General features: G+C 57.5%; 20 protein-coding genes. 16 read left to right on the forward strand and 4 right to left on the reverse strand.

The window, feature by feature from the left end; translation table 11 throughout:
• The first annotated feature begins 55 nt into the window (after window positions 1–55).
• The 13 genes from cybC to PGR29_RS22220 all read left to right on the forward strand — a co-directional run bounded on the left by cybC (window position 56) and on the right by PGR29_RS22220 (window position 10,078).
• Window positions 56–442: a cytochrome b562 gene (cybC, locus tag PGR29_RS22160; protein ID WP_015368578.1), complete on the forward strand. Its 387-nt coding sequence runs from the start codon at window positions 56–58 to the stop codon at window positions 440–442.
• 278 nt (window positions 443–720) lie between these two features.
• Complete coding sequence (locus tag PGR29_RS22165; protein ID WP_015368577.1) at window positions 721–1,059, forward strand: PRD domain-containing protein; 339 nt, start codon at window positions 721–723, stop codon at window positions 1,057–1,059.
• Between the two features lie 10 nt (window positions 1,060–1,069).
• A complete protein-coding gene (locus tag PGR29_RS22170; protein ID WP_015368576.1) occupies window positions 1,070–1,432 on the forward strand; it encodes an SFCGS family glycine-rich protein in 363 nt (120 codons plus the stop codon).
• Between the two features lie 2 nt (window positions 1,433–1,434).
• A complete protein-coding gene (locus PGR29_RS22175; RefSeq protein ID WP_015368575.1) occupies window positions 1,435–1,734 on the forward strand; it encodes a DUF4312 family protein in 300 nt (99 codons plus the stop codon).
• Window positions 1,735–1,755: 21 nt separating this feature from the next.
• Window positions 1,756–2,532 carry a DUF4311 domain-containing protein gene (locus tag PGR29_RS22180; protein WP_015368574.1) on the forward strand — a complete coding sequence of 259 codons (777 nt, stop codon included), beginning with the start codon at window positions 1,756–1,758 and terminating at the stop codon, window positions 2,530–2,532.
• Window positions 2,533–2,545: 13 nt separating this feature from the next.
• Window positions 2,546–3,190, forward strand: a complete 645-nt coding sequence (locus PGR29_RS22185) for a DUF4310 family protein (RefSeq protein ID WP_015368573.1) — start codon at window positions 2,546–2,548, stop codon at window positions 3,188–3,190.
• A 111-nt stretch (window positions 3,191–3,301) separates the two neighbouring features.
• Window positions 3,302–4,435 carry an amidohydrolase/deacetylase family metallohydrolase gene (locus PGR29_RS22190; protein WP_213317456.1) on the forward strand — a complete coding sequence of 378 codons (1,134 nt, stop codon included), beginning with the start codon at window positions 3,302–3,304 and terminating at the stop codon, window positions 4,433–4,435.
• Window positions 4,419–5,537 carry a DgaE family pyridoxal phosphate-dependent ammonia lyase gene (locus PGR29_RS22195; protein WP_015368571.1) on the forward strand — a complete coding sequence of 373 codons (1,119 nt, stop codon included), beginning with the start codon at window positions 4,419–4,421 and terminating at the stop codon, window positions 5,535–5,537. The genes PGR29_RS22190 and PGR29_RS22195 overlap by 17 nt, the downstream gene beginning before the upstream one ends.
• Window positions 5,534–6,274, forward strand: a complete 741-nt coding sequence (dagF, locus tag PGR29_RS22200) for a 2-dehydro-3-deoxy-phosphogluconate aldolase (protein WP_020079796.1) — start codon at window positions 5,534–5,536, stop codon at window positions 6,272–6,274. Before PGR29_RS22195 ends, dagF begins: the two co-directional genes overlap by 4 nt.
• A 125-nt stretch (window positions 6,275–6,399) precedes the next feature.
• Entirely contained in the window at window positions 6,400–7,551 is a 1,152-nt protein-coding gene (locus PGR29_RS22205) for a lactonase family protein (protein WP_316425312.1), read from the forward strand.
• Between the two features lie 22 nt (window positions 7,552–7,573).
• The gene (locus PGR29_RS22210; protein WP_213794684.1) at window positions 7,574–9,484 is read left to right on the forward strand and encodes a BglG family transcription antiterminator; all 1,911 of its coding nucleotides are present in this window, start codon (window positions 7,574–7,576) and stop codon (window positions 9,482–9,484) included.
• A 77-nt stretch (window positions 9,485–9,561) separates the two neighbouring features.
• Window positions 9,562–9,804, forward strand: a complete 243-nt coding sequence (locus PGR29_RS22215) for a type II toxin-antitoxin system RelB/DinJ family antitoxin (protein WP_002886901.1) — start codon at window positions 9,562–9,564, stop codon at window positions 9,802–9,804.
• Window positions 9,794–10,078, forward strand: a complete 285-nt coding sequence (locus tag PGR29_RS22220; RefSeq protein WP_045378458.1) for a type II toxin-antitoxin system RelE family toxin — start codon at window positions 9,794–9,796, stop codon at window positions 10,076–10,078. The genes PGR29_RS22215 and PGR29_RS22220 overlap by 11 nt, the downstream gene beginning before the upstream one ends.
• A gap of 3 nt (window positions 10,079–10,081) precedes the next feature.
• Here the strand turns inward: PGR29_RS22220 and nrdG are convergent, their stop codons facing one another.
• The 3 genes from nrdG to PGR29_RS22235 all read right to left on the reverse strand — a co-directional run bounded on the left by nrdG (window position 10,082) and on the right by PGR29_RS22235 (window position 14,025).
• Window positions 10,082–10,546, reverse strand: a complete 465-nt coding sequence (gene nrdG, locus PGR29_RS22225) for an anaerobic ribonucleoside-triphosphate reductase-activating protein (protein ID WP_213794685.1) — start codon at window positions 10,544–10,546, stop codon at window positions 10,082–10,084.
• Window positions 10,547–10,786: 240 nt separating this feature from the next.
• Entirely contained in the window at window positions 10,787–12,925 is a 2,139-nt protein-coding gene (nrdD, locus tag PGR29_RS22230; protein ID WP_316425313.1) for an anaerobic ribonucleoside-triphosphate reductase, read from the reverse strand.
• Window positions 12,926–13,281: 356 nt separating this feature from the next.
• Window positions 13,282–14,025, reverse strand: coding sequence for a MurR/RpiR family transcriptional regulator (locus PGR29_RS22235; RefSeq protein ID WP_316425314.1), 744 nt, complete (start codon window positions 14,023–14,025; stop codon window positions 13,282–13,284).
• Between the two features lie 261 nt (window positions 14,026–14,286).
• Here PGR29_RS22235 and PGR29_RS22240 point away from each other — a divergent pair, with 261 nt between their 5' ends.
• The 3 genes from PGR29_RS22240 (at window position 14,287) to celB (ending at window position 17,371) form a co-directional block, all read left to right on the forward strand.
• Window positions 14,287–14,595: a PTS sugar transporter subunit IIB gene (locus PGR29_RS22240; RefSeq protein ID WP_020079792.1), complete on the forward strand. Its 309-nt coding sequence runs from the start codon at window positions 14,287–14,289 to the stop codon at window positions 14,593–14,595.
• 90 nt (window positions 14,596–14,685) lie between these two features.
• Window positions 14,686–15,993 (forward strand): 6-phospho-beta-glucosidase, encoded by a 1,308-nt coding sequence (locus tag PGR29_RS22245; RefSeq protein WP_032709707.1) that lies wholly within the window; start codon window positions 14,686–14,688, stop codon window positions 15,991–15,993.
• Between the two features lie 25 nt (window positions 15,994–16,018).
• Window positions 16,019–17,371: a PTS cellobiose transporter subunit IIC gene (gene celB, locus PGR29_RS22250; protein ID WP_015704207.1), complete on the forward strand. Its 1,353-nt coding sequence runs from the start codon at window positions 16,019–16,021 to the stop codon at window positions 17,369–17,371.
• Window positions 17,372–17,427: 56 nt separating this feature from the next.
• On the opposite strand, the gene treC is transcribed toward celB, so the two are convergent.
• A complete protein-coding gene (treC, locus tag PGR29_RS22255; protein WP_316425315.1) occupies window positions 17,428–19,083 on the reverse strand; it encodes an alpha,alpha-phosphotrehalase in 1,656 nt (551 codons plus the stop codon).
• Between the last annotated feature and the right edge of the window lie 11 nt (window positions 19,084–19,094).

Genomic DNA, 19,094 nt, shown 5'->3' on the forward strand with positions numbered 1-19,094 from the left:
CGGGCGCGTCCTGCCGCGCCCGCTTGATATCTTCATAATAAAAAGGAAGTGAGCAATGCGTAAAAAACTGTTAGCGATGCTGGCCGTCTCTGCTTTTGCGCTCGGTTCGGCATCGGCGTTCGCCGACCTTGGCGAAGACATGGACACCCTTGCGGAAAACCTGCAGGTGGTACAGAAAACCTCAGACATTGGCGAGCTGAAAGCGGCGCTGAATAAGATGCGTACCGCTGCGGTTGACGCCCAGAAAGAGACGCCGCCAAAACTGGAAGGCAAAGCGGCCGATAGCCCGGAGATGAAAGATTTCCGCCACGGTCTGGAGACGTTGGTCGGCCAGATCGACGGCGCGCTGAAGTTAGCTGACGCCGGTAAGCTGAAAGAGGCGCAGGCCGCCGCGGAGGACTTCAAAACTACCCGCAATACCTACCATAAGAAGTATCGCTAATCGCCGTTTTCGGGAGGCGTCAGCCGATGTCTCCCGCCTAAAAACCTACCTGTATCACATTTTTCCCTTTTCTTTTTCCGGTCTTTTTCCGCTCAACCTCGCGCATTGTTGTGATGCGTATCACGTCATATCGCCTGTTTTTACATTTATCCGGCGAATATGTGGAGTCGATCACCTAAGCCTTCTCCCTTTCCACTTCGAAGTGGAAAACAACTCGCTACAAACTCCTGACCCCCGGCGCTACTTTGGATTCCAGAGACATCAGCGGGGTAACACAAGTGAATAACGGAGCGGTAATAAACGACGTAGGGGAGCAGGCGGCGCAGACCGAACGCCTGGCTGACAAGATGTTACAGCAGGTCTTCGCCCTGTTAAGCCGTCACGACATCGTCCCTAACGACGTTCAGGAGCAAATGCTGACTTCCCACGTGCGGGCCATGGCCCACCGGTCAATCAGCGGCGAACCGCTACCGGAAGTGGATGCCAGTCTGTTCGAAGAAATTTCTGAAGATTCAATGATGCTGGCCCGCGAAGTGGTCGCACAGTTCGGCAACCTGCCTGATGAAGAGGCCTGGTTGTTGTCCGTCCACTTCGAAGTCGCAAAAGAAAACCTGTAAGGAGCAAAACATGGAACAAATCACCGTAGTTATTGGCGACCGTCTGGGTAAAGGACAAAAAGTCGCGGCAGGCGCAGAAAAAGCCGGCGCACGTGCAGTGGTCGTCCCTGGCGTTGCTGCAGACATGAAACTTGGCGACATGATGAAAGCGGAAAACGCCTCTTTCGGCATCTCCTTCTGCGGCAGCGGCGGCGCAGGCGCTATTACCGCGCAGACCAAGTACGGCTACAAAGCAAAATACGGCATGCGTTCTATTGAAGAGGGCGTCACCGCCATCAACGAAGGCTGCAACGTGCTGGGCTTCGGCTTCATGGATAAAGAAGAGCTGGGCGAGCGTCTGGTTGAAGCCTGGAAAAAGAAATACGGCGCATAAGTATGAAAGAGCAATTCACCACCACCGTGAGGGTTGCAGGCAAAGGCGAAAGCAAATCACGGGCCTTCGCCGATGCCCTGAACCATGTGCAGGCTGCGGTGATGAAGTCATCATCGCGCATCCTACTGCGTATTGAGCCACAGGACGTGACGGTTGTTCATGCGCGCGAAGCGGTACGAAAAGAGGCGTTTCTGTTCATCTTTTTGCGCCGTGAACGACGGACCTACAGCGTGGAGCTGGACGTCACCGTCAACGTGACCGCCATCGATCTCGATAAAGTGGATTTCGTCACGCAAACCTGATTGTTACCAAAGGGTCAGATTATGTTCCTGATAATTTTAATAAAATCGCTCATCATCGGCGGCCTGGTCGGCGTCGGCGTGGGCGCCGGAGCGGCACGCATGTTTCACGCGCCCACCACGCAAGGGATGGGCGCGTTTCGTACCTTGGGCGAGCTGAATTCCTGCGAAGGCGATCCAGCTTCTCACTTCTCTTTTGGTCTCGGCTTCTTCTTTAACGCCTGGGCCTCTTCCGTTGCAGCAGGCTCCTTCACCCAGGACGTTGACCACCGCATTATCCCGAACTGGGGCGCGGCGGCGTTGATGGTGAAAAATCGTAACGTTGGCGAAACGCTACACGATCCGAAAAAAATGGCGATTGCCTGCGGCATCATCGGCATGATCGTCGTCGCCTTCCTTAACCTGACCGCCTCTTCCGTACCGGAAGCGCTGCAGGTCACCGCCGTTAAGGTATTGGTTCCGGCGGCAAACCTGCTGGTGAACACCGTGATGCCGGTGATTTTCTGGCTGGCGGCTATTGATGCCGGTAAGAAATCAGGCTTCTGGGCGACGATTTTCGGCGGCGCGGCGCAGCTGATTATGGGTAACGCCGTACCGGGTCTGGTACTGGGGATCCTGATCGGTAAAGGCGTAGAAGAGAGCGGCTGGAACCGGGTAACCAAAGTGATGATGATCGCCATTGTCGCGCTGTTTGTCCTCAGCGGCTTCTTCCGCGGCTTCGACATGAAGATGCTCGAATCCTTCCATCTGACCGTGCCGAACTGGCTGGACATGATCCACAACTCACTCAGCGGCAAGTAACGGGAGCCTGATAATGGAACAGAATAAAGGTTTTTGGTATGCCGACTGGTCGTTCCCGATCTTTGTTGGCCTGCTCTCCTCCGGCGTCTTCGCCGGGACGCACATGTACTATCTGTACGGCATCGGCGCCTTTAACGAAGTGGCCTTCGTGGCGATGTTGAAGGCAGGGATTGATACCGGCGCGTACGGCGCGGTGGCGGCATTCGGCGCGAGCTTCCTGTTCGCCCGCATCATCGAAGGTTCGCTGGTGGGGATTCTGGATATCGGCGGCGCCATTCAGACCGGTATCGGCCTCGGCGTACCGGCGCTGCTGCTCGGCGCGGGCTTTGTCTTCCCGGTGGCGAACTTCGCCGCGTCGCTGGCAACCGGCCTGATCCTCGGCCTGGCGGTCGGCTACATCATCATTCTGGCGCGTAAGTTCACCATCAACCAGAGCGACTCCACCTACGGCGCTGACGTGATGATGGGGGCCGGTAACGCCTCCGGCCGCTTCCTCGGTCCATTGATCATCCTCAGCGCGATGACGGCGTCTATTCCTATTGGGATTGGTTCTTTGGTTGGCGCACTGCTGTTCTACATCTGGCAGAAACCGATCACCGGCGGCGCCATCCTCGGCGCGATGATCCTCGGTTCCATCTTCCCGATTGCGATTAGCTAATTGCCCGATGGCGCTGCGCTTATTGGCCTACAAGTCAGCGCGATTTGTAGGCCCGATAAGGCGGTACGCCGCCATCCGGCAACAGATTCACTCTTTCATCAGGAGATAGCTATGTTTGATTTACTCCTGCGCCGTGCGCGCCTCGTCGACGATACCCTGACTGATATCGCCATCCAGGACGGGAAAATCGCGGCGCTGGGCGAGATTAGCGCGCCCTCCCGTAAAACCATTGAGCTGAACGGCAACGTTTACGTCAGCGCTGGCTGGATTGACTCTCACGTTCACTGCTACCCGAATTCACCGATTTATCACGATGAGCCGGATAGCGTCGGCATCGCCACCGGCGTCACCACCGTGATCGATGCCGGCAGCACCGGCGCCGACGACGTTGATGACTTCTATCAACTGACCCGCAAAGCGGCGACGGAAGTTTATGCGTTGCTCAACATCTCCCGCGTCGGGCTGATTGCGCAGAATGAGCTGGCGAATATGGCCAATATCGACGCCGCCGCGGTGCAGCAGGCGGTGCAGCGTCATCCTGACTTTATCGTCGGCCTGAAGGCGCGGATGAGCAGCAGCGTCGTCGGCGAAAACGGCATTACGCCGCTGGCGCGCGCCAAGGCCATTCAGCAGGAAAACGGCGATCTGCCGCTGATGGTGCACATCGGCAATAACCCGCCGAACCTCGATGAAATCGCCGATCTGCTGAGCAGCGGCGACATCATTACCCACTGCTATAACGGCAAGCCGAACCGTATTCTTAATCCTGCCGGCGAGCTGCGCAGCTCCATTACTCGCGCTCTGCAGCGCGGCGTGCGACTCGATGTCGGCCACGGTACCGCAAGTTTCAGCTTTGAAGTGGCGCGGCGGGCAATTGCGATGGGCATTCTGCCGCACACCATTAGCTCCGATATTTACTGCCGTAACCGTATCGATGGCCCGGTGCGCTCGCTGGCGCTAGTGATGTCGAAGTTCCTCGCCATCGGCATGACCCTGCCGCAGGTGATTGACTGCGTGACCGTCAGCGCCGCCGAGGGGCTGCGCCTGGCGCGTAAAGGGCGCCTGGAAGCGGGCTTTGATGCCGATTTAACGCTATTTAGCCTGCAGCATCAGCCCACGTTGCTGGTGGATGCCGAAAAAGAGAGCCTGCAGGCTGACAACATTCTGGTGCCGCTGGCCGCGATTCGCGCGGGCAAGGGCTATCTGACCGAACAAGGGAGCGCGGAACATGCCTTCGATTTTTGAGAAATACCATTTAAAACAAGTTATTAATACTTCAGGCCGGATGACGGCGCTGGGCGTCTCCACGCCGCGCCCGGAAGTGGTTGAAGCCGCGATGGCCGGTATGAACCAGTACTTTGAAATGAAAGACCTGGTGAATAAAACCGGCGAGTACATCGCCAAACTGCTGGATGTGGAAGGGGCGACCGTTGTCTCCTGCGCGTCGGCGGGGATTGCCCAGTCGGTCGCAGCGGTGCTGGTGAAAGACAGCGACTGGCTGCTGGAAAACCTGCACGTTACCCCGATTGAAAATAACGAAATCGTGTTGCCGAAGGGCCACAACGTCAACTTCGGCGCGCCGGTTGGCACCATGGTGGCGCTGGGCGGTGGTAAGCTGGTGGAAGCGGGCTACGCCAACGAATGTTCTGCCCAACAGCTGGCGGCGGCGATCACTCCGCGCACCGCGGCGATTCTGTACATCAAATCCCACCATTGTGTGCAAAAAAGCATGCTTAACGTCGCGCAGGCCGCGGAAGTGGCGCGCCAGCATAACTTGCCGCTGATCGTCGATGCGGCGGCGGAAGAAGATCTGCAGTGCTACTACCGCATGGGCGCCGACCTGGTTATCTACAGCGGCGCGAAAGCGATTGAAGGGCCGACCAGCGGGCTGGTCATCGGCAAAACGCAGTACGTCGAGTGGGTTAAGCGCCAGTCGATGGGGATTGGCCGGGCGATGAAAGTGGGTAAAGAGGGCATTCTTGGCCTGACCTGCGCCATTGAACACTACCTGACGGCGACTAAAGAGAGCGGTCAGCAGATGGTGGACAAGATGACGCCGTTTATCGAACAGCTCAACACTCTCAACGGCGTGACCGCGCGGGTGGTGTGGGATAGCGCGGGCCGTGATATCGCCCGCGCCGAAATTAAATTTGATGAAGCGACCACCGGCGTGAATACCGGCGATCTGGTTAACGCGCTGAAGCAGGGCGAATACGCCATTTACTTCCGCGGCTATAAAGCGAATGAAGGCATTATCGAAGCCGATGTCCGCAGCGTGAACGCGCAGCAGCTGGAGGTGGTCGCTCGCCGCATCGCAGAAGTTCTGAATAAGGAGAAAAAAGCATGAAACTGACCCCAAACTTTTACCGTGACCGCGTGTGCCTGAACGTACTGGCGGGCAGCAAAGACAACGCCCGTGAAATTTACGACGCGGCGGAAGGTCACGTACTGGTTGGCGTGCTCTCCAAAAACTATCCGGACGTCGCCAGCGCGGTGGCCGATATGCGTGAATACGCGAAGCTGATTGATAACGCGCTCTCCGTCGGGCTGGGCGCAGGCGATCCAAACCAGTCGGCGATGGTGAGCGAGATTTCTCGCCAGGTGCAGCCGCAGCACGTCAACCAGGTCTTCACCGGCGTGGCTACCAGCCGCGCGCTGCTCGGGCAGAACGAGACCGTGGTGAATGGTTTGGTCTCGCCGACCGGTACGCCGGGAATGGTGAAGATCTCAACCGGCCCGCTGAGCAGCGGCGCGGCGGATGGGATTGTTCCGCTGGAAACCGCCATCGCGCTGTTAAAAGATATGGGCGGCAGCTCTATCAAATACTTCCCGATGGGCGGCCTGAAGCACCGCGCTGAGTTCGAAGCCGTCGCCAAAGCCTGCGCCGCGCACGATTTCTGGCTGGAGCCGACCGGCGGTATCGATCTGGAAAACTACAGCGAGATCCTGAAAATCGCGCTGGATGCCGGCGTGAGTAAAATCATCCCGCATATTTACAGCTCGATTATCGATAAAGCCAGCGGCAACACCCGCCCGGCCGATGTGCGCCAGTTGCTGGAGATGACCAAACAGTTAGTGAAGTAGTGCCTTTGCCCCTCACCCTAACTTTCTCCCGGAAGGAGAGGGAACCATCTGGTTTTCTCCCTCTCCCTTTGGAAGAGGGCCGGGGTGAGGGGAAACTTATCCCACCGAACCATCAAGGAGTTACCATGCCAACCGCTCGTCACCTGCTTGTTGCTTCACTGTCTTTGCTTGCCGCCGGCGCCGCCGCGCAAACCCACTACGCCTGGATTGGCACCTATAATCCTAATGGCGAAGGTCTGTATCGCTTTACCGTCGATGCCAAAACCGGCGCTCTGCGCGATAAGGCGCTGGTAAGTTCGTTGCCGAACGTCGCGCAGCTAACCGTGTCGCGCGATGGCAAAACGCTGTATGCCGCCAGTGAAGTCGAAAAAGGCGTGGTGCAGGCGTGGCGAATTGACAAGAACGGCGAGCTGACGGAACTCAACCAGGTTGCCTCCGGCGGCGCCGGGCCGGTGTATCTCTCCCTGACGCCGGATGGTAAATATCTGTTGGTGGCCAACTACGTTAGCGGCAGCACCGCCGTGCTACCGGTGAAAGAAGATGGTAGCCTGGGCGAAGCGGTGGATGTGCATCAGGATGAAGGTCCGGCCGGCGCCGAACGTCCGGCGGCGGCCGTCGAGGGCAGCTTTGCTATTAGCGATCACAATGGCCCGCATGCCCATATGATCGCCGCCGATCCCAGCGGAAAGTTTGTTTACTCCACCGATCTCGGGCTGGATCGGATCTATCAGTATCGGCTGGATAGCGCCAGCGGCAAACTGACGCCAAACGAGCCGCCGTTTATCGCCGCCTCTTCGCCGGGCGCCGGTCCGCGCCACTTCGTCTTTACGCCAAAGGGCGACGGTCTGTGGCTGATTAACGAAGAAGCGTCGACGCTGACCTTCTATCATCTTGATAAGCAAAGCGGCCTGCTGCGCGAAGGCAAAACCGTCTCCGCGCTGCCGAAAGAGTATAAGGGCACCAGCTTTGCCGCGGGCCTTGTGCTGAGCAACGATGGCAAACAGCTATACGTCGCCAACCGCCTGCATAACAGCATTGCTCACTTTAGCGTGTTGGCTGACGGCAGCCTGAGCCACCAGGAGGATATCTGGACGCGTGGGGATTACCCCCGTACGCTGACGCTGGATAATCAGGGGCAGTGGCTGTACGTCATGAACCAGCGTAGCGATAATATTACCCGTTTTAGCGTGGCGCCGAAGGATGGCAAATTAACCTTTGCCTCAGACTACACGCCGGTCGGTAGCCCATCGCAGATGGTGATATCCGCCCAACCCTGAGCCGTAACAACAAGGAACTGACATGCGATTTCCCAACCAACGCTTAGCGCAACTCTTCACCCTGCTGCGAAATGAAACGCTGCCGCAGGATGAACTGGCGCAGCGGCTGTCGGTTTCTACCCGTACCGTGCGCGCTGATATTACCGCGCTGAATGCGCTGTTGGCGCAGTATGGCGCGCAGTTTACCCTCAACCGCGGTAGCGGTTATCAGCTGAAGATTGACGACCGATCGCGTTTTCAGGCGCTGGAGGAGACGGCGCCGAAGACGCAGCACGTGCCGCGTACCGCCCAGGAGCGCATCCACTTTTTGCTGGTGCGTTTCCTGACCTCGGCGTTCTCCATCAAGCTGGAAGATCTGGCCGATGAGTGGTTCGTCAGCCGCGCCACGCTGCAAAATGATATGGTCGAGGTGCGCGAGCGCTTCCAGCGTTATCAGTTGACTCTTGAAACCCGCCCGCGCCACGGCATGAAGCTGTTCGGCAGCGAGGTATCGATTCGCGCCTGCCTGACCGATTTACTGTGGGAGCTGACGCTGCAGGGCGGCATTAATCCGTTGATTAGCGCCGAGGCGCTGGAAGCGGATGTTCCTGCGCAACTGGAACCGGTGCTGCAGGAGACGCTCACGCGGCATCATATTCGCCTCACCGATGTCGGCGAGCGCTTTATCTGCCTGTACGGCGCGGTTGTGGTGCGCCGCGTGAGTGAAGGCTACCCGCTGGCCGATTTTAGCGCCGAAGATGTGGCGCAAAACGTCCGCGACGCCGCGCGTGATTTGGCGGGTGAGCTACAGCGGTTGGCCGGAAAACCCTTCTCGCCCGCCGAAGAAGAGTGGCTATGCGTGCATATCGCCGCTCGCCAGGTACAGGATGTCGACCCGGAAACGATCAGCGCCGACGATGATGAAGCACTGGTCAATTACATTCTGCGTTACATCAACAGCCAGTATAACTACAACCTGCTGGACGACGCCCAGCTGCACGCCGATCTGCTGACCCACATTAAGACCATGATCACCCGCGTGCGCTATCAGATAATGATCCCCAATCCGCTGCTCGATAACATCAAACAGCACTATCCGATGGCATGGGATATGACACTTGCCGCGGTATCGAGCTGGGGCAAATACACGCCTTATACCATCAGCGAAAACGAAATCGGCTTTCTGGTGCTGCATATCGGCGTCGGGCTGGAACGCCACTACAACATTGGCTACCAGCGCCAACCGCACGTACTGCTGGTATGTGATACCAGCAATGCGATGGTGCGGATGATCGAAGCGATCCTGCAGCGCAAATATCCGCAGTTGGAGATCGCCGCCACCATTTCCCAGCGCGAGTACGAACAGCGAGAAGCGATCGATGAGGACTTTGTTATCTCAACGGTGCGGATTAGCGAAAAAGATAAACCGGTGGTGACCATCGCGCCGTTCCCCACCGATTACCAGTTGGATCAGATTGGCAAGCTGGTGCTGGTGGACCGTACCCGTCCGTGGATGTTGAATAAGTACTTCGATGCCGCCCACTTCCGGGTGATCGATAAGCCGATGGATCAGCAAACATTGTTCGCCGAGCTGTGCCAGCAGCTGGAACAAGAAGGTTTTGTCGATGCGGAGTTTCATGATTCGGTGGTCGAGCGTGAAGCGATTGTCAGCACCATGCTGGGTGACGGTATTGCGCTGCCGCACGCCCTCGGCCTGTTAGCGAAAAAGACGGTGGTCTATACCGTTATTGCTCCGCAGGGAATCGCCTGGGGCGACGAAACCGCCCATATCATCTTCCTGCTCGCTATCAGTAAGAGCGAGTATGAAGAGGCGATGGCGATTTACGATATTTTCGTGACGTTCCTGCGCGAGCGAGCCATGAGCCGCCTCGCCGCGACCCGCAGCTTCGATGAGTTTAAAACGGTGGCGATGGAGTGCGTCAGCCGGTTTTGAGAGGCGTTTTCCAGATTCGAATGTAATTCAAATGTAATGCTATACTGCATTACAAAATTCCCCTTTCTGGAGGCATAATGGCCACGCTCAATGTTCGACTGGACGATAAACTCAAAAAAGAGGCTTATGCCGTGCTGGAGAAACTCGATATGACGCCAACGGAGGCGGTACGCTTGCTGTTTCAATACATTGCGGAAAATGGCCGCATGCCGGTGAAAAGTATGACCATCAGCGATGGCGAAGCGGCGTTGTTACGCACCGTTCGCGAGCGGCTGGAAAACCCACGGCCGGGGGTTAAGGTGAGTCTGGATGACCTATGAACTGGAGTTTGATCCACGAGCCTGGCGCGAATGGCAGAAGCTTGGCGAGACGGTCAAAAAACAGTTCAAAAATAAGCTCCTGCAGATTGTGCAGAATCCGCGAATGGAGTCGGCCAGGCTGAGCGATTTACCGGATTGCTACAAAATCAAGCTTAAGGCGTCAGGTTATCGGCTGGTGTATCAAGTACGAGATAGTGTGGTGGTGGTTTACGTTATTGCCATTGGCAAAAGAGAGAAAGCTGCCGTTTATCATCAGGCGAATAAACGGCTCTAAACGCTATCGCAAATGATGCACGACCTGGTTGCTGCTGCCGCGCCAGATAAGCGCCGGGTCTTTTAAATCCTGCACAAACTTACCGTCGACCAGCACGTTAATCAGGTTAACCACTTGCATCTGTGCGTCATTGAGCTCGTCGAGCTTATAGCCGGTCCAGACCCAGATATCTTTGCCCGGGCATTCGGCGCGCACGCGCTGCACCAGATTGAGGATCTCCGCGATGTTTTGCGGATGCAGCGGATCGCCGCCGGAGAGTGAAAGCCCCTGGCGTTTGATGCGGGTATCGTTGAGGTCGGCGATGATGCGGTCGGCCATCCCGGTTGTGAAAGGCATACCGGAATTTACCCGCCAGGTGCTTTTGTTGTAGCAGCCGGGGCACTCGTGGACGCAGCCGGAGACAAACAGGGTGCAGCGGGTGCCGGGGCCGTTGACGATGTCGACGGGGTAATACTGGTGATAATTCATTTTCGCTTCTCAATTAACGCCATAGCGGCGTTGGCTGCGCTCACTCACCCCAGTCACGTACTGAATGTACGCTCCTGGGGATTCCTTCGTTTGCCGCCTTGCTCTGACGTTAATTGCTTTGCGAAAACGGAGGAGTGGGGCCATTTCCCGGCGTCGCTGCGCTCGGCCAGGCTACGACAGTAGTAGTGGTAGCCCGGATAAGGCGCTGCGCGCCGCTATCCGGGAAAAGCGCATTGGTCTTTAACCGATCTGTCCATTGCCCAGGTGCTTCACGCGGCGCTTCACTTCTTCCTGCTTGCCGGCATTGAACGGACGCGCGTCCGGGCTGCCGAGATAACCGCATACCCGGCGGGTCACCGATACGCGGGCGGCGTCGTGGTTGCCGCATTTCGGGCAGGTAAAGCCCTTGCTGGTGCACTCGAACTCGCCGGTAAAACCGCACTCGTAGCATTCATCGATCGGCGTATTGGTGCCGTAATACGGTACGTGCTGATAGCTGTAATCCCACACGTCTTCCAGCGCCTTGAGGTTATGCTGGATATTCGGATATTCGCCGTAGCAAATGAAGCCGCCGTTGGCCAGCGGAGGATACGGCGCTTCAAAATCGATCTTGTCGTACGGGTTAACCTTCTTCTCGACGTCGAGATGGAAGCTATTGGTGTAGTAGCCTTTCTCGGTCACGCCCGGTACCACGCCGAATTCGGCGGTATCGAGTCGGCAGAAGCGATCGCACAGGTTTTCGCTCGGCGTGCTGTACAGGCTGAAGCCGTAGCCGGTCTCTTCCTTCCACTGTTCAACGGCGTCGCGCAGACGCTGAACGATGGCGATGCCTTTTTCACGCAGCGCTTCGCTATCGTACATATGCTGATTGTTGTACAGCGCGTTGATGGTCTCGTGAATCCCGATGTAGCCCAGGGAAATGGACGCGCGGCCGTTCTTGAAAATTTCCGCGACGTCGTCGTCGGCTTTCAAACGCACGCCGCAGGCGCCTTCCATATACAGAATCGGCGCGACGCGGGCTTTCACCCCTTCCAGACGGGCGATACGGGTCATCAGCGCTTTGCGCGCCAGCAGCAGGCGCTCGTCCAGCAGCGACCAGAAGGCCGCTTCGTCGCCTTTCGCTTCCAGCGCGATACGCGGCAGGTTCAGGCTGATAACGCCGAGGTTGTTGCGCCCATCGTGTACCTGTTCGCCGTTCTCGTTTTCCCACACCCCGAGGAAACTACGGCAGCCCATCGGCGTTTTAAACGACCCGGTGACTTTTACTACCTGATCGTAGTTGAGAATATCCGGATACATGCGCTTGCTGGCGCACTCTAATGCCAGCTGTTTGATGTCATAGTTCGCATCGCCGAACTTATGGTTCAGGCCGTCGCGAATAGCGAAGACCAGTTTCGGGAATACCGCCGTTTTGCGGTTTTTGCCGAGGCCGGCGATGCGGTTGCGCAGAATCGACTGCTGGATCAGGCGCGACTCCCAGCTGGTGCCGAGGCCAAAACCAAAGGTGACGAACGGCGTCTGGCCATTGGCGGTATGCAGCGTGTTGACCTCATACTCCAGCGACTGGAACGCGTCGTAGCACTCTTTCTCGGTACGCGTACGCGCATAGCCTTCGGCGTCCGGGATCTGCCACTCTTCGGCAATTTTACGATGCTTTTTGAAGCTCTCGGTGACGAACGGCGCCAGCACTTCATCGATACGGTTAATGGTGGTGCCGCCGTAAATATGGCTGGCGACCTGGGCGATAATCTGCGCCGTGACCGCGGTGGCGGTAGAGATAGACTTCGGCGGCTCAATTTCGGCATTGCCCATTTTAAAGCCGTGCGTCAGCATGCCTTTCAGGTCGATCAGCATGCAGTTGAACATCGGGAAGAACGGCGAATAGTCGAGATCGTGGTAGTGGATCTCGCCGCGCTCGTGCGCCTGTACGACATCGCGCGGCAGCAGATGCTGACGGGCATAGTGTTTGGCTACGATACCGGCCAGCAGATCGCGCTGGGTCGGGATCACTTTACTGTCTTTGTTGGCGTTCTCGTTGAGCAGCGATGAGTTGGTTTGCTCGACCAGACCACGAATTTCCTGGTTCAGACGGCCGCGCTTTTCACGCTCGATATCGCGATCGTGGCGATATTCGATATAGGCGCGCGCCAGCTGTTTCCACGGGCCGGACATCAACTGGTTTTCCACGGCGGTCTGGATATCGTTGATATCGACCTGCGCGCGGCCCTGCATTTGCTGGCTAACGACTTCTGCGACGGTGGCGCAATAGTCTGCGTCATCGACTCCCGCTGCTTTAGCTGCACGCAGAATTGCTTCTTTAATGCGCTCTGACTTGAACGGCACTTTACAGCCATCACGTTTCATCACATGCGGTGTCATGATCACTCCATATATAGAACAGGTTATCCACAGAGGCGGAAGGTCTCCCAAAAGCGCGCCACGCTACGAGTAGCGGCGTTTGCCTTCGGATCCGGCCCTTTTTATCCACATCTCATCACCGCCCAACAACGACAAGATATGGTGACATAATAGACGATTAATACAATATGTAGGGCCGGGGCGCATTTTAAGTTCTATATGTAGTGATTTGCATCAAAGATGTTTGCGATTTTATTGACCCAGAACAAGGTAAAAAGGTGAGAGTACGGATGATGGGCGCTGGCGTAAATGTAAATTTAGGCGCTTAAAATATAAGCAAAAATTGGGCCCGAACGCTAAAGGAACGGGCAGAATATTCAGGCAATCAATGTATCGTTAAGCAGATCGACCAGCAGCAGCAGGGCGTAGCGGGCATGCAGCGGGTTGGCTGGCAGCGGAAGCACGGCGCTTGCCATATCGGCCAGCGCATGCTGTTCCGGGGTCAGAGCGATAATCGTCACCCCTTGCGTACGCGCCTGCAGCGTCGCGCTCTGCAATACGGTATTGGCTTCGGCGGTGGCCAGCACCAGCAGCAGGTGATCGTCATTAAGGGTACTGGCGGTCATTCGCATCAGCGCCGCATCCTGGCAGAGATTAATCGCGATGCCGGATGGCAGCAGCTGGTGCTGCAGCAGCGCCGCCAGCGCCACATCCTGAGCACCGAGGGCGAAGCAATGCACCGCGCGGGCGCTCAGCAGGCGCGATTTGCACTTCTCCACCGCCGCTTCGGCGGTGTGGCCGAGCTGGCGGGTTAGCGTATCGCCGAGGCTGCTAAGTTTGTCGCGCCAGGCGACGGGCAGGGCGGCGCTATCCGGCGTGAGCCAGCTGGTGCGTCGTTCGCTGGCCTGCGCCAGCTGTTTACGTAAATCGCGAATATCATCACAGCCCACTGAACGGGCGAAGCGGGTGATGGTGGCCGGGCTGACCCCCGCGCTGGCGGCCAGCTCATCAATGGAGGCGCTGGCGGTAAAGCTAAGATTTTCCAGAATAAAGGCGGCGACGCGCGACTCCTGAGCGCTAAAGCGGATCAATCCTTCCTGTAGCTGACCTACGATATCCATCCTGATGTTCCCTTTGGCAGTACCCGGAATTGAAAATATTTTTCACTTAATGAATAGCCGTTTTTATAGCATCTGCGCAGGCGATTTCCTATGTCTGGCGTCGATATTTCGCAATGGCACGAAGAAATAGTGCGCAAAAATTGAGCCTCGATCACATCGGTGAAAATTATTTTCATATAGCCTTCACTATCACACAATATTAACAATATAGTCGCATAGGCCGTGAGGGCTGAAGCGATAAACACGCAAAGGGGAAGCGCAATGCCACGAATCGTACTCTGTTGTGCCGCAGGCATGTCGACCAGCATGCTGGTGAACAAAATGAAAGCGGAAGCCCAGCAGCGCGCGCTGGCGCTGGAAATCTACGCGGTGGCGGTGGCGGAATTTGAACGCGAACTGCCGAACGCCGATGTCATCCTCCTCGGGCCGCAGGTCAAATACGAAGCCGGACGGCTAACCGCGCTGGCGGCCCCGCAGGGCAAAGCGGTGGCGGTGATCGATATGGCCGACTACGGCATGATGCGCGGTGCCGCGGTGCTGGATAAAGCGCTGGCCCTGCTCGAACGCTAATTTTCTAATCCCGTTTTTATCACCCTCACGCGCGGTCCTGGCGATCGCGCGCGGCGATCTGCATGCCGAAAAATGCGAATAGAGGTCACTATGCAAGCACTGAAAATCGCCGTTATCGGCGGCGGCAGCAGCTACACGCCGGAGCTTATTGAAGGGATTATCGTTCGTTATGAGCAGCTTCCGGTCACCGAGCTGGCGCTGGTGGATGTCGAATCCGGCAGGGAAAAAGTTGAGATCATTGCCGCGTTGGCCCGGCGGATGTTGAAACATAAAGGGCTGGAGCAGGTGGCGGTCAGCGTCCACTTTACGCTCGATGAGGCGATCCGCGGCGCCAGCTTTGTGCTGACGCAGCTACGCGTCGGGCAACTGGCGGCGCGCGCCGCGGATGAACGGCTGGGTCTCAAATATCATCTATTGGGCCAAGAGACCACCGGCGTCGGCGGGTTCGCCAAGGCGCTGCGGACGATCCCGGTGATCCTCGAAGTTGCGCGCAAAGTGGAACAGCTGGCGCCGGAAGCGTTCATTCTTAACTTTACCAACCCGGCGGGGATCGTCACCGAGGCGGTCAGCCGCTACAGCAAGGCGAAGATCATCGGCCTGTGCAACGTGCCGATCAACATGCAGCACATGATCGTCGGCATGTTGGGCGCGCAGGAGTCCGAAGTAAAACTGCGCTTTGCCGGGCTCAACCATATGGTTTGGGTGCATAAGGTGCTACAGGGGCGCGAGGATGTCACCGGTAAAGTGATCGATATGCTCTGCGACGGTAAGGCGCTGTCGATGAACAACATTAAAGAACTGCCGTGGCCGGCGGAATTCCTCCGCGCGCTAAAGGCGATTCCGTGCCCTTATCATCGTTATTTCTGGCTGACGCCGGCGATGCTGGCGGAAGAGATCGCCGCAGCGAAAACCAAAGGCACCCGCGCCGAGCAGGTGATGAAGGTCGAGCAGGAGCTGTTTGCGCTGTACGCCGACCCGCAGCTGGAAGAAAAACCAGAGCAGCTGAGCTTTCGCGGCGGCGCTTACTACTCGGAAGTGGCCGTTGAGCTTATTAACGCGATTCACAACAACCTGGGCGCGGAGATGGTGGTAAACACCCGCAACAACGGCGCGATTCACGGCCTTGATGATGATGCGGTGGTGGAAACCAACAGTATTATCGATGCGCAAGGGGCGCGGCCGCTGGCGTTCGGCCCGTTGCCGCCGGCGATGAACGGCCTGACGCAGCAGGTAAAGGCCTTTGAACGGCTGACGATCGAAGCCGCGGTACACGGCTGCCGCGAGAGCGCGCTGCTGGCGCTAGTGGCTAACCCGCTGGTCGGTAATGTCACCGATGCCCAGGCGCTGCTGGATGAAGTGTTAACGATAAACCGTCAATGGCTGACGCAATTTAACTGACCGCTATTTCCCTCGGGAGCACACCATGTCGAATACAAGCTGGATTGAACGTTACGTCATGCCGGCGGCGCTGAAAATCGCCGGGCAAAAGCACGTCCTGTCGGTACGCGATGGCATCATTCTGAATATGCCGTTTATGCTGATTGGCTCGTTTTTCCTGATTTTCGCCTACCTGCCGATCCCCGGCTATGCCGACATGATGAGCGGCCTGTTTGGCGAGGTCTGGCGCGATAAAATGCTGTACCCGGTGAAAGCGACCTACGACATTATGGCGCTGATTTCCAGCTTCGGCATTGCCTATCGGCTGGCGGAGAAGTACCGCACCATCGACCCGCTGAGCGCCGGGGCGATGTCGCTGGTGGCCTTTGTGATGACTATCCCGCAGAACACCCTCTTTACCCCGGTACACGGCGCGGCGGAGGTGATTAAAGGGGTGATCCCGGTGAGCATGGTCGGCAGCCAGGGGTTGTTTGTCGCTATTGTCATTTCGCTGCTGTCGACGGAGATTTATCGTTTGGTCGCCAGCCGTAACCTCGTTATCCGCATGCCTGACGGCGTGCCGCCGGCAGTGGCGAAATCTTTCCTCGCTCTGATCCCCGGCTTCTGTGTTCTGGCGGTGGTGCTGGCGCTGCGCCTGGCGGTTGAGGCCTCGCCGTTCGGCGACATCAACAGCATGATTGCCACCCTGATCGGTATTCCGATGCACCACGTCGGCGGTACGCTGCCGGGGATGATTATTTCGGTGATAGTGATCGGTATTTTGTGGACGCTGGGCCTGCACGGCGACGCGATTGTGCTGGTATTTATCCAGCCGGTGTGGCTGTCGAATATGTCAGAGAACCTGACGGCGTTTCAGAACGGCCAGCCGATCCCGCATATCATTACCCAGCAATTTTACGATCTGTGGATTGCGCCCGGCGGCACCGGCGCGCTGCTGGGGCTGGTGATATTTATGTTGCTGCGCAGCCGTAGTCAGCAGATGAAACAGCTGGGGAAAATTGCCGCGCCGGGAGCGTTGTTTAACATCAGCGAGCCGATGGTGTTCGGCATCCCGCTGGTGATGAACCCGTACTTCTTCCTGCCGTTTATTTTAACGCCGGTGCTGCTGGTGATCGTGTCCTATACCGCAATGGCGACCGGGCTGGTTGCGCCGCCGGCCGGAATCGCGCTGCCGTTCACTACGCCGATCTTCATCAGCGGCTATCTGGCGACCGGCGGCCATATTTCCGGCACCATACTGCAGGTAGTGAATTTAACTATTTCGCTGGTGGTCTACTATCCGTTCTTCCGCGCCTGGGATCGGCTGAAGGCCAAAGAGGAGCACGCCTCAGCGCAGCCGCAGGAGAGCGTTATCCTTCCTGACGCTGACCGCGCGTAAACTCCAGCCCCACGAACCGGTAGCCCCGGTGAGCGTAGCGCCACCGGGGAAAAGCTTTACGCCTGCAACCACCATACCGCTTCGAACGGCCGCAGCGTCATTGCCGCCGGGCGGTTGGACGTTTCCGCATAGTTACCAATCAGCGCCCGCCAGTCGCCGGACATCTCCGGCGGCTGCCACGGCTGGAACTCACGGCTCAGGTTGGCGGCCACCACCAGGGTCTGCCCCTGCCACTGGCGGCGATAACACCACAGCGACGGATGGTCCGGCAGCAGATCCTGATAATCCCCCCAGGTCAGCACCGGCGTGGTTTTTCGCAGCGCGATCAGCTGCTGATAGGTGTAAAACACCGATTCCGGATCCGCCAGCGCCGCCTCGACGTTAATCTCGCGATAGTTATCACCCAACGCGATCCAGGGTTTTCCATCGCTGAAACCGCCGTTATCGCCGTCGTGCCACGGCATCGGCGTGCGGCTATTGTCGCGCGATTTGCTGGCCAGAATCGCCAGCAGTTCATCGGGGCTTTGCCCCTGCGCCGCGCGCTCGATAAACATGTTATGGCTTTCCACATCGCGATAATCGCTGATATTGCTGAAATGCGGGTTGGTCATACCAATCTCTTCGCCCTGATAGATATAGGGCGTGCCCTGCATGCCGTGCAGTACCATCGCCAGCATCTTCGCCGCCGGCACCCGGTACTCGCCCTCGTCGCCGAAGCGCGACACGATGCGCGGCTGATCGTGGTTACACCAGAACAGCGCATTCCATGCCCGGTTATGCATCCCTTGCTGCCAGTGGCGGAATAGCGCTTTCAGCGCCACGTAGTCCGGACGAGCGAGGGTCCATTTTTCGCCGCCGGGATAATCGACTTTTAAGTGATGAAAATTAAACGTCATCGACAGTTCGCGTCCGTCCAGCGCGGCGTACTGCTGGCAGTGTTCAAGCGAAGTGGAAGACATTTCGCCGACGGTCATCAGGTTACGCGGAGTGAAAACATCGCGGCTCATTTCCTGCAAGAACTCGTGAACCCGTGGGCCATCGGTGTAGAAGCGGCGTCCATCGCCAACGGTATCGGAGGGGAAGTCCTGCTCCTTGGAGATAAGATTGATGACATCGAGGCGCAGGCCATCAACGCCGCGATCGGCCCAGAACTCGCAGACTTTTTTCAGCTCGGCGCGTACCGTCGGGTTTTCCCAGTTGAGATCCGCCTGCTCGGTGGCGAAAAGATGCAAATAATACTGTTCGCTTTCCGCATGCCATTGCCAGGCGTTACCGCCGAATTTCGAACGCCAGTTATTCGGCAATGCTCCCGGCTCGCCGTCGCGCCAGATATAGAACTGGCGATACGGGCTCGCCTTATTTAACGACTGGCGGAACCATTCGTGTTCCGTCGAGGTATGGTTAAACACCATATCCAGCACGATGCGGATACCGCGCGCTTTCGCTCCGGCGACCAGTTGGTCGAAATCCTCCAGCGTGCCGTATGAGGGATCGATAGCGGTATAGTTCGCCACGTCATAGCCGTTGTCCACCTGTGGCGAGACGTAGAACGGCGTCAGCCAGATAGCGTCGACGCCGAGCTTTTGCAGGTAGTCGAGACGGGCGGTGACGCCGCGTAAATCACCGGTACCGCTGCCGGTGGTGTCCTGAAAACTCTTCGGGTAGATTTGATAAATAACGCCGTTTTGCCACCAGCGGGGAAGGGTATTCATATTACGTTCCT

The sequence above is a fragment of the Klebsiella sp. 141203 genome (assembly GCF_032601985.1).
Lineage (GTDB): Bacteria > Pseudomonadota > Gammaproteobacteria > Enterobacterales > Enterobacteriaceae > Klebsiella > Klebsiella aerogenes.

Coding starts and splice junctions, on each gene's coding strand:
- cybC (WP_015368578.1), top strand. CDS start 56: ATGCGTAAAAAACTGTTAGCGATGCTGGCCGTCTCTGCTTTTGCGCTC.
- PGR29_RS22170 (WP_015368576.1), top strand. CDS start 1,070: ATGGAACAAATCACCGTAGTTATTGGCGACCGTCTGGGTAAAGGACAA.
- PGR29_RS22175 (WP_015368575.1), top strand. CDS start 1,435: ATGAAAGAGCAATTCACCACCACCGTGAGGGTTGCAGGCAAAGGCGAA.
- PGR29_RS22180 (WP_015368574.1), top strand. CDS start 1,756: ATGTTCCTGATAATTTTAATAAAATCGCTCATCATCGGCGGCCTGGTC.
- PGR29_RS22185 (WP_015368573.1), top strand. CDS start 2,546: ATGGAACAGAATAAAGGTTTTTGGTATGCCGACTGGTCGTTCCCGATC.
- PGR29_RS22190 (WP_213317456.1), top strand. CDS start 3,302: ATGTTTGATTTACTCCTGCGCCGTGCGCGCCTCGTCGACGATACCCTG.
- PGR29_RS22195 (WP_015368571.1), top strand. CDS start 4,419: ATGCCTTCGATTTTTGAGAAATACCATTTAAAACAAGTTATTAATACT.
- dagF (WP_020079796.1), top strand. CDS start 5,534: ATGAAACTGACCCCAAACTTTTACCGTGACCGCGTGTGCCTGAACGTA.
- PGR29_RS22205 (WP_316425312.1), top strand. CDS start 6,400: ATGCCAACCGCTCGTCACCTGCTTGTTGCTTCACTGTCTTTGCTTGCC.
- PGR29_RS22210 (WP_213794684.1), top strand. CDS start 7,574: ATGCGATTTCCCAACCAACGCTTAGCGCAACTCTTCACCCTGCTGCGA.
- PGR29_RS22215 (WP_002886901.1), top strand. CDS start 9,562: ATGGCCACGCTCAATGTTCGACTGGACGATAAACTCAAAAAAGAGGCT.
- PGR29_RS22220 (WP_045378458.1), top strand. CDS start 9,794: ATGACCTATGAACTGGAGTTTGATCCACGAGCCTGGCGCGAATGGCAG.
- nrdG (WP_213794685.1), bottom strand. CDS start 10,546: ATGAATTATCACCAGTATTACCCCGTCGACATCGTCAACGGCCCCGGC.
- nrdD (WP_316425313.1), bottom strand. CDS start 12,925: ATGACACCGCATGTGATGAAACGTGATGGCTGTAAAGTGCCGTTCAAG.
- PGR29_RS22235 (WP_316425314.1), bottom strand. CDS start 14,025: ATGGATATCGTAGGTCAGCTACAGGAAGGATTGATCCGCTTTAGCGCT.
- PGR29_RS22240 (WP_020079792.1), top strand. CDS start 14,287: ATGCCACGAATCGTACTCTGTTGTGCCGCAGGCATGTCGACCAGCATG.
- PGR29_RS22245 (WP_032709707.1), top strand. CDS start 14,686: ATGCAAGCACTGAAAATCGCCGTTATCGGCGGCGGCAGCAGCTACACG.
- celB (WP_015704207.1), top strand. CDS start 16,019: ATGTCGAATACAAGCTGGATTGAACGTTACGTCATGCCGGCGGCGCTG.
- treC (WP_316425315.1), bottom strand. CDS start 19,083: ATGAATACCCTTCCCCGCTGGTGGCAAAACGGCGTTATTTATCAAATC.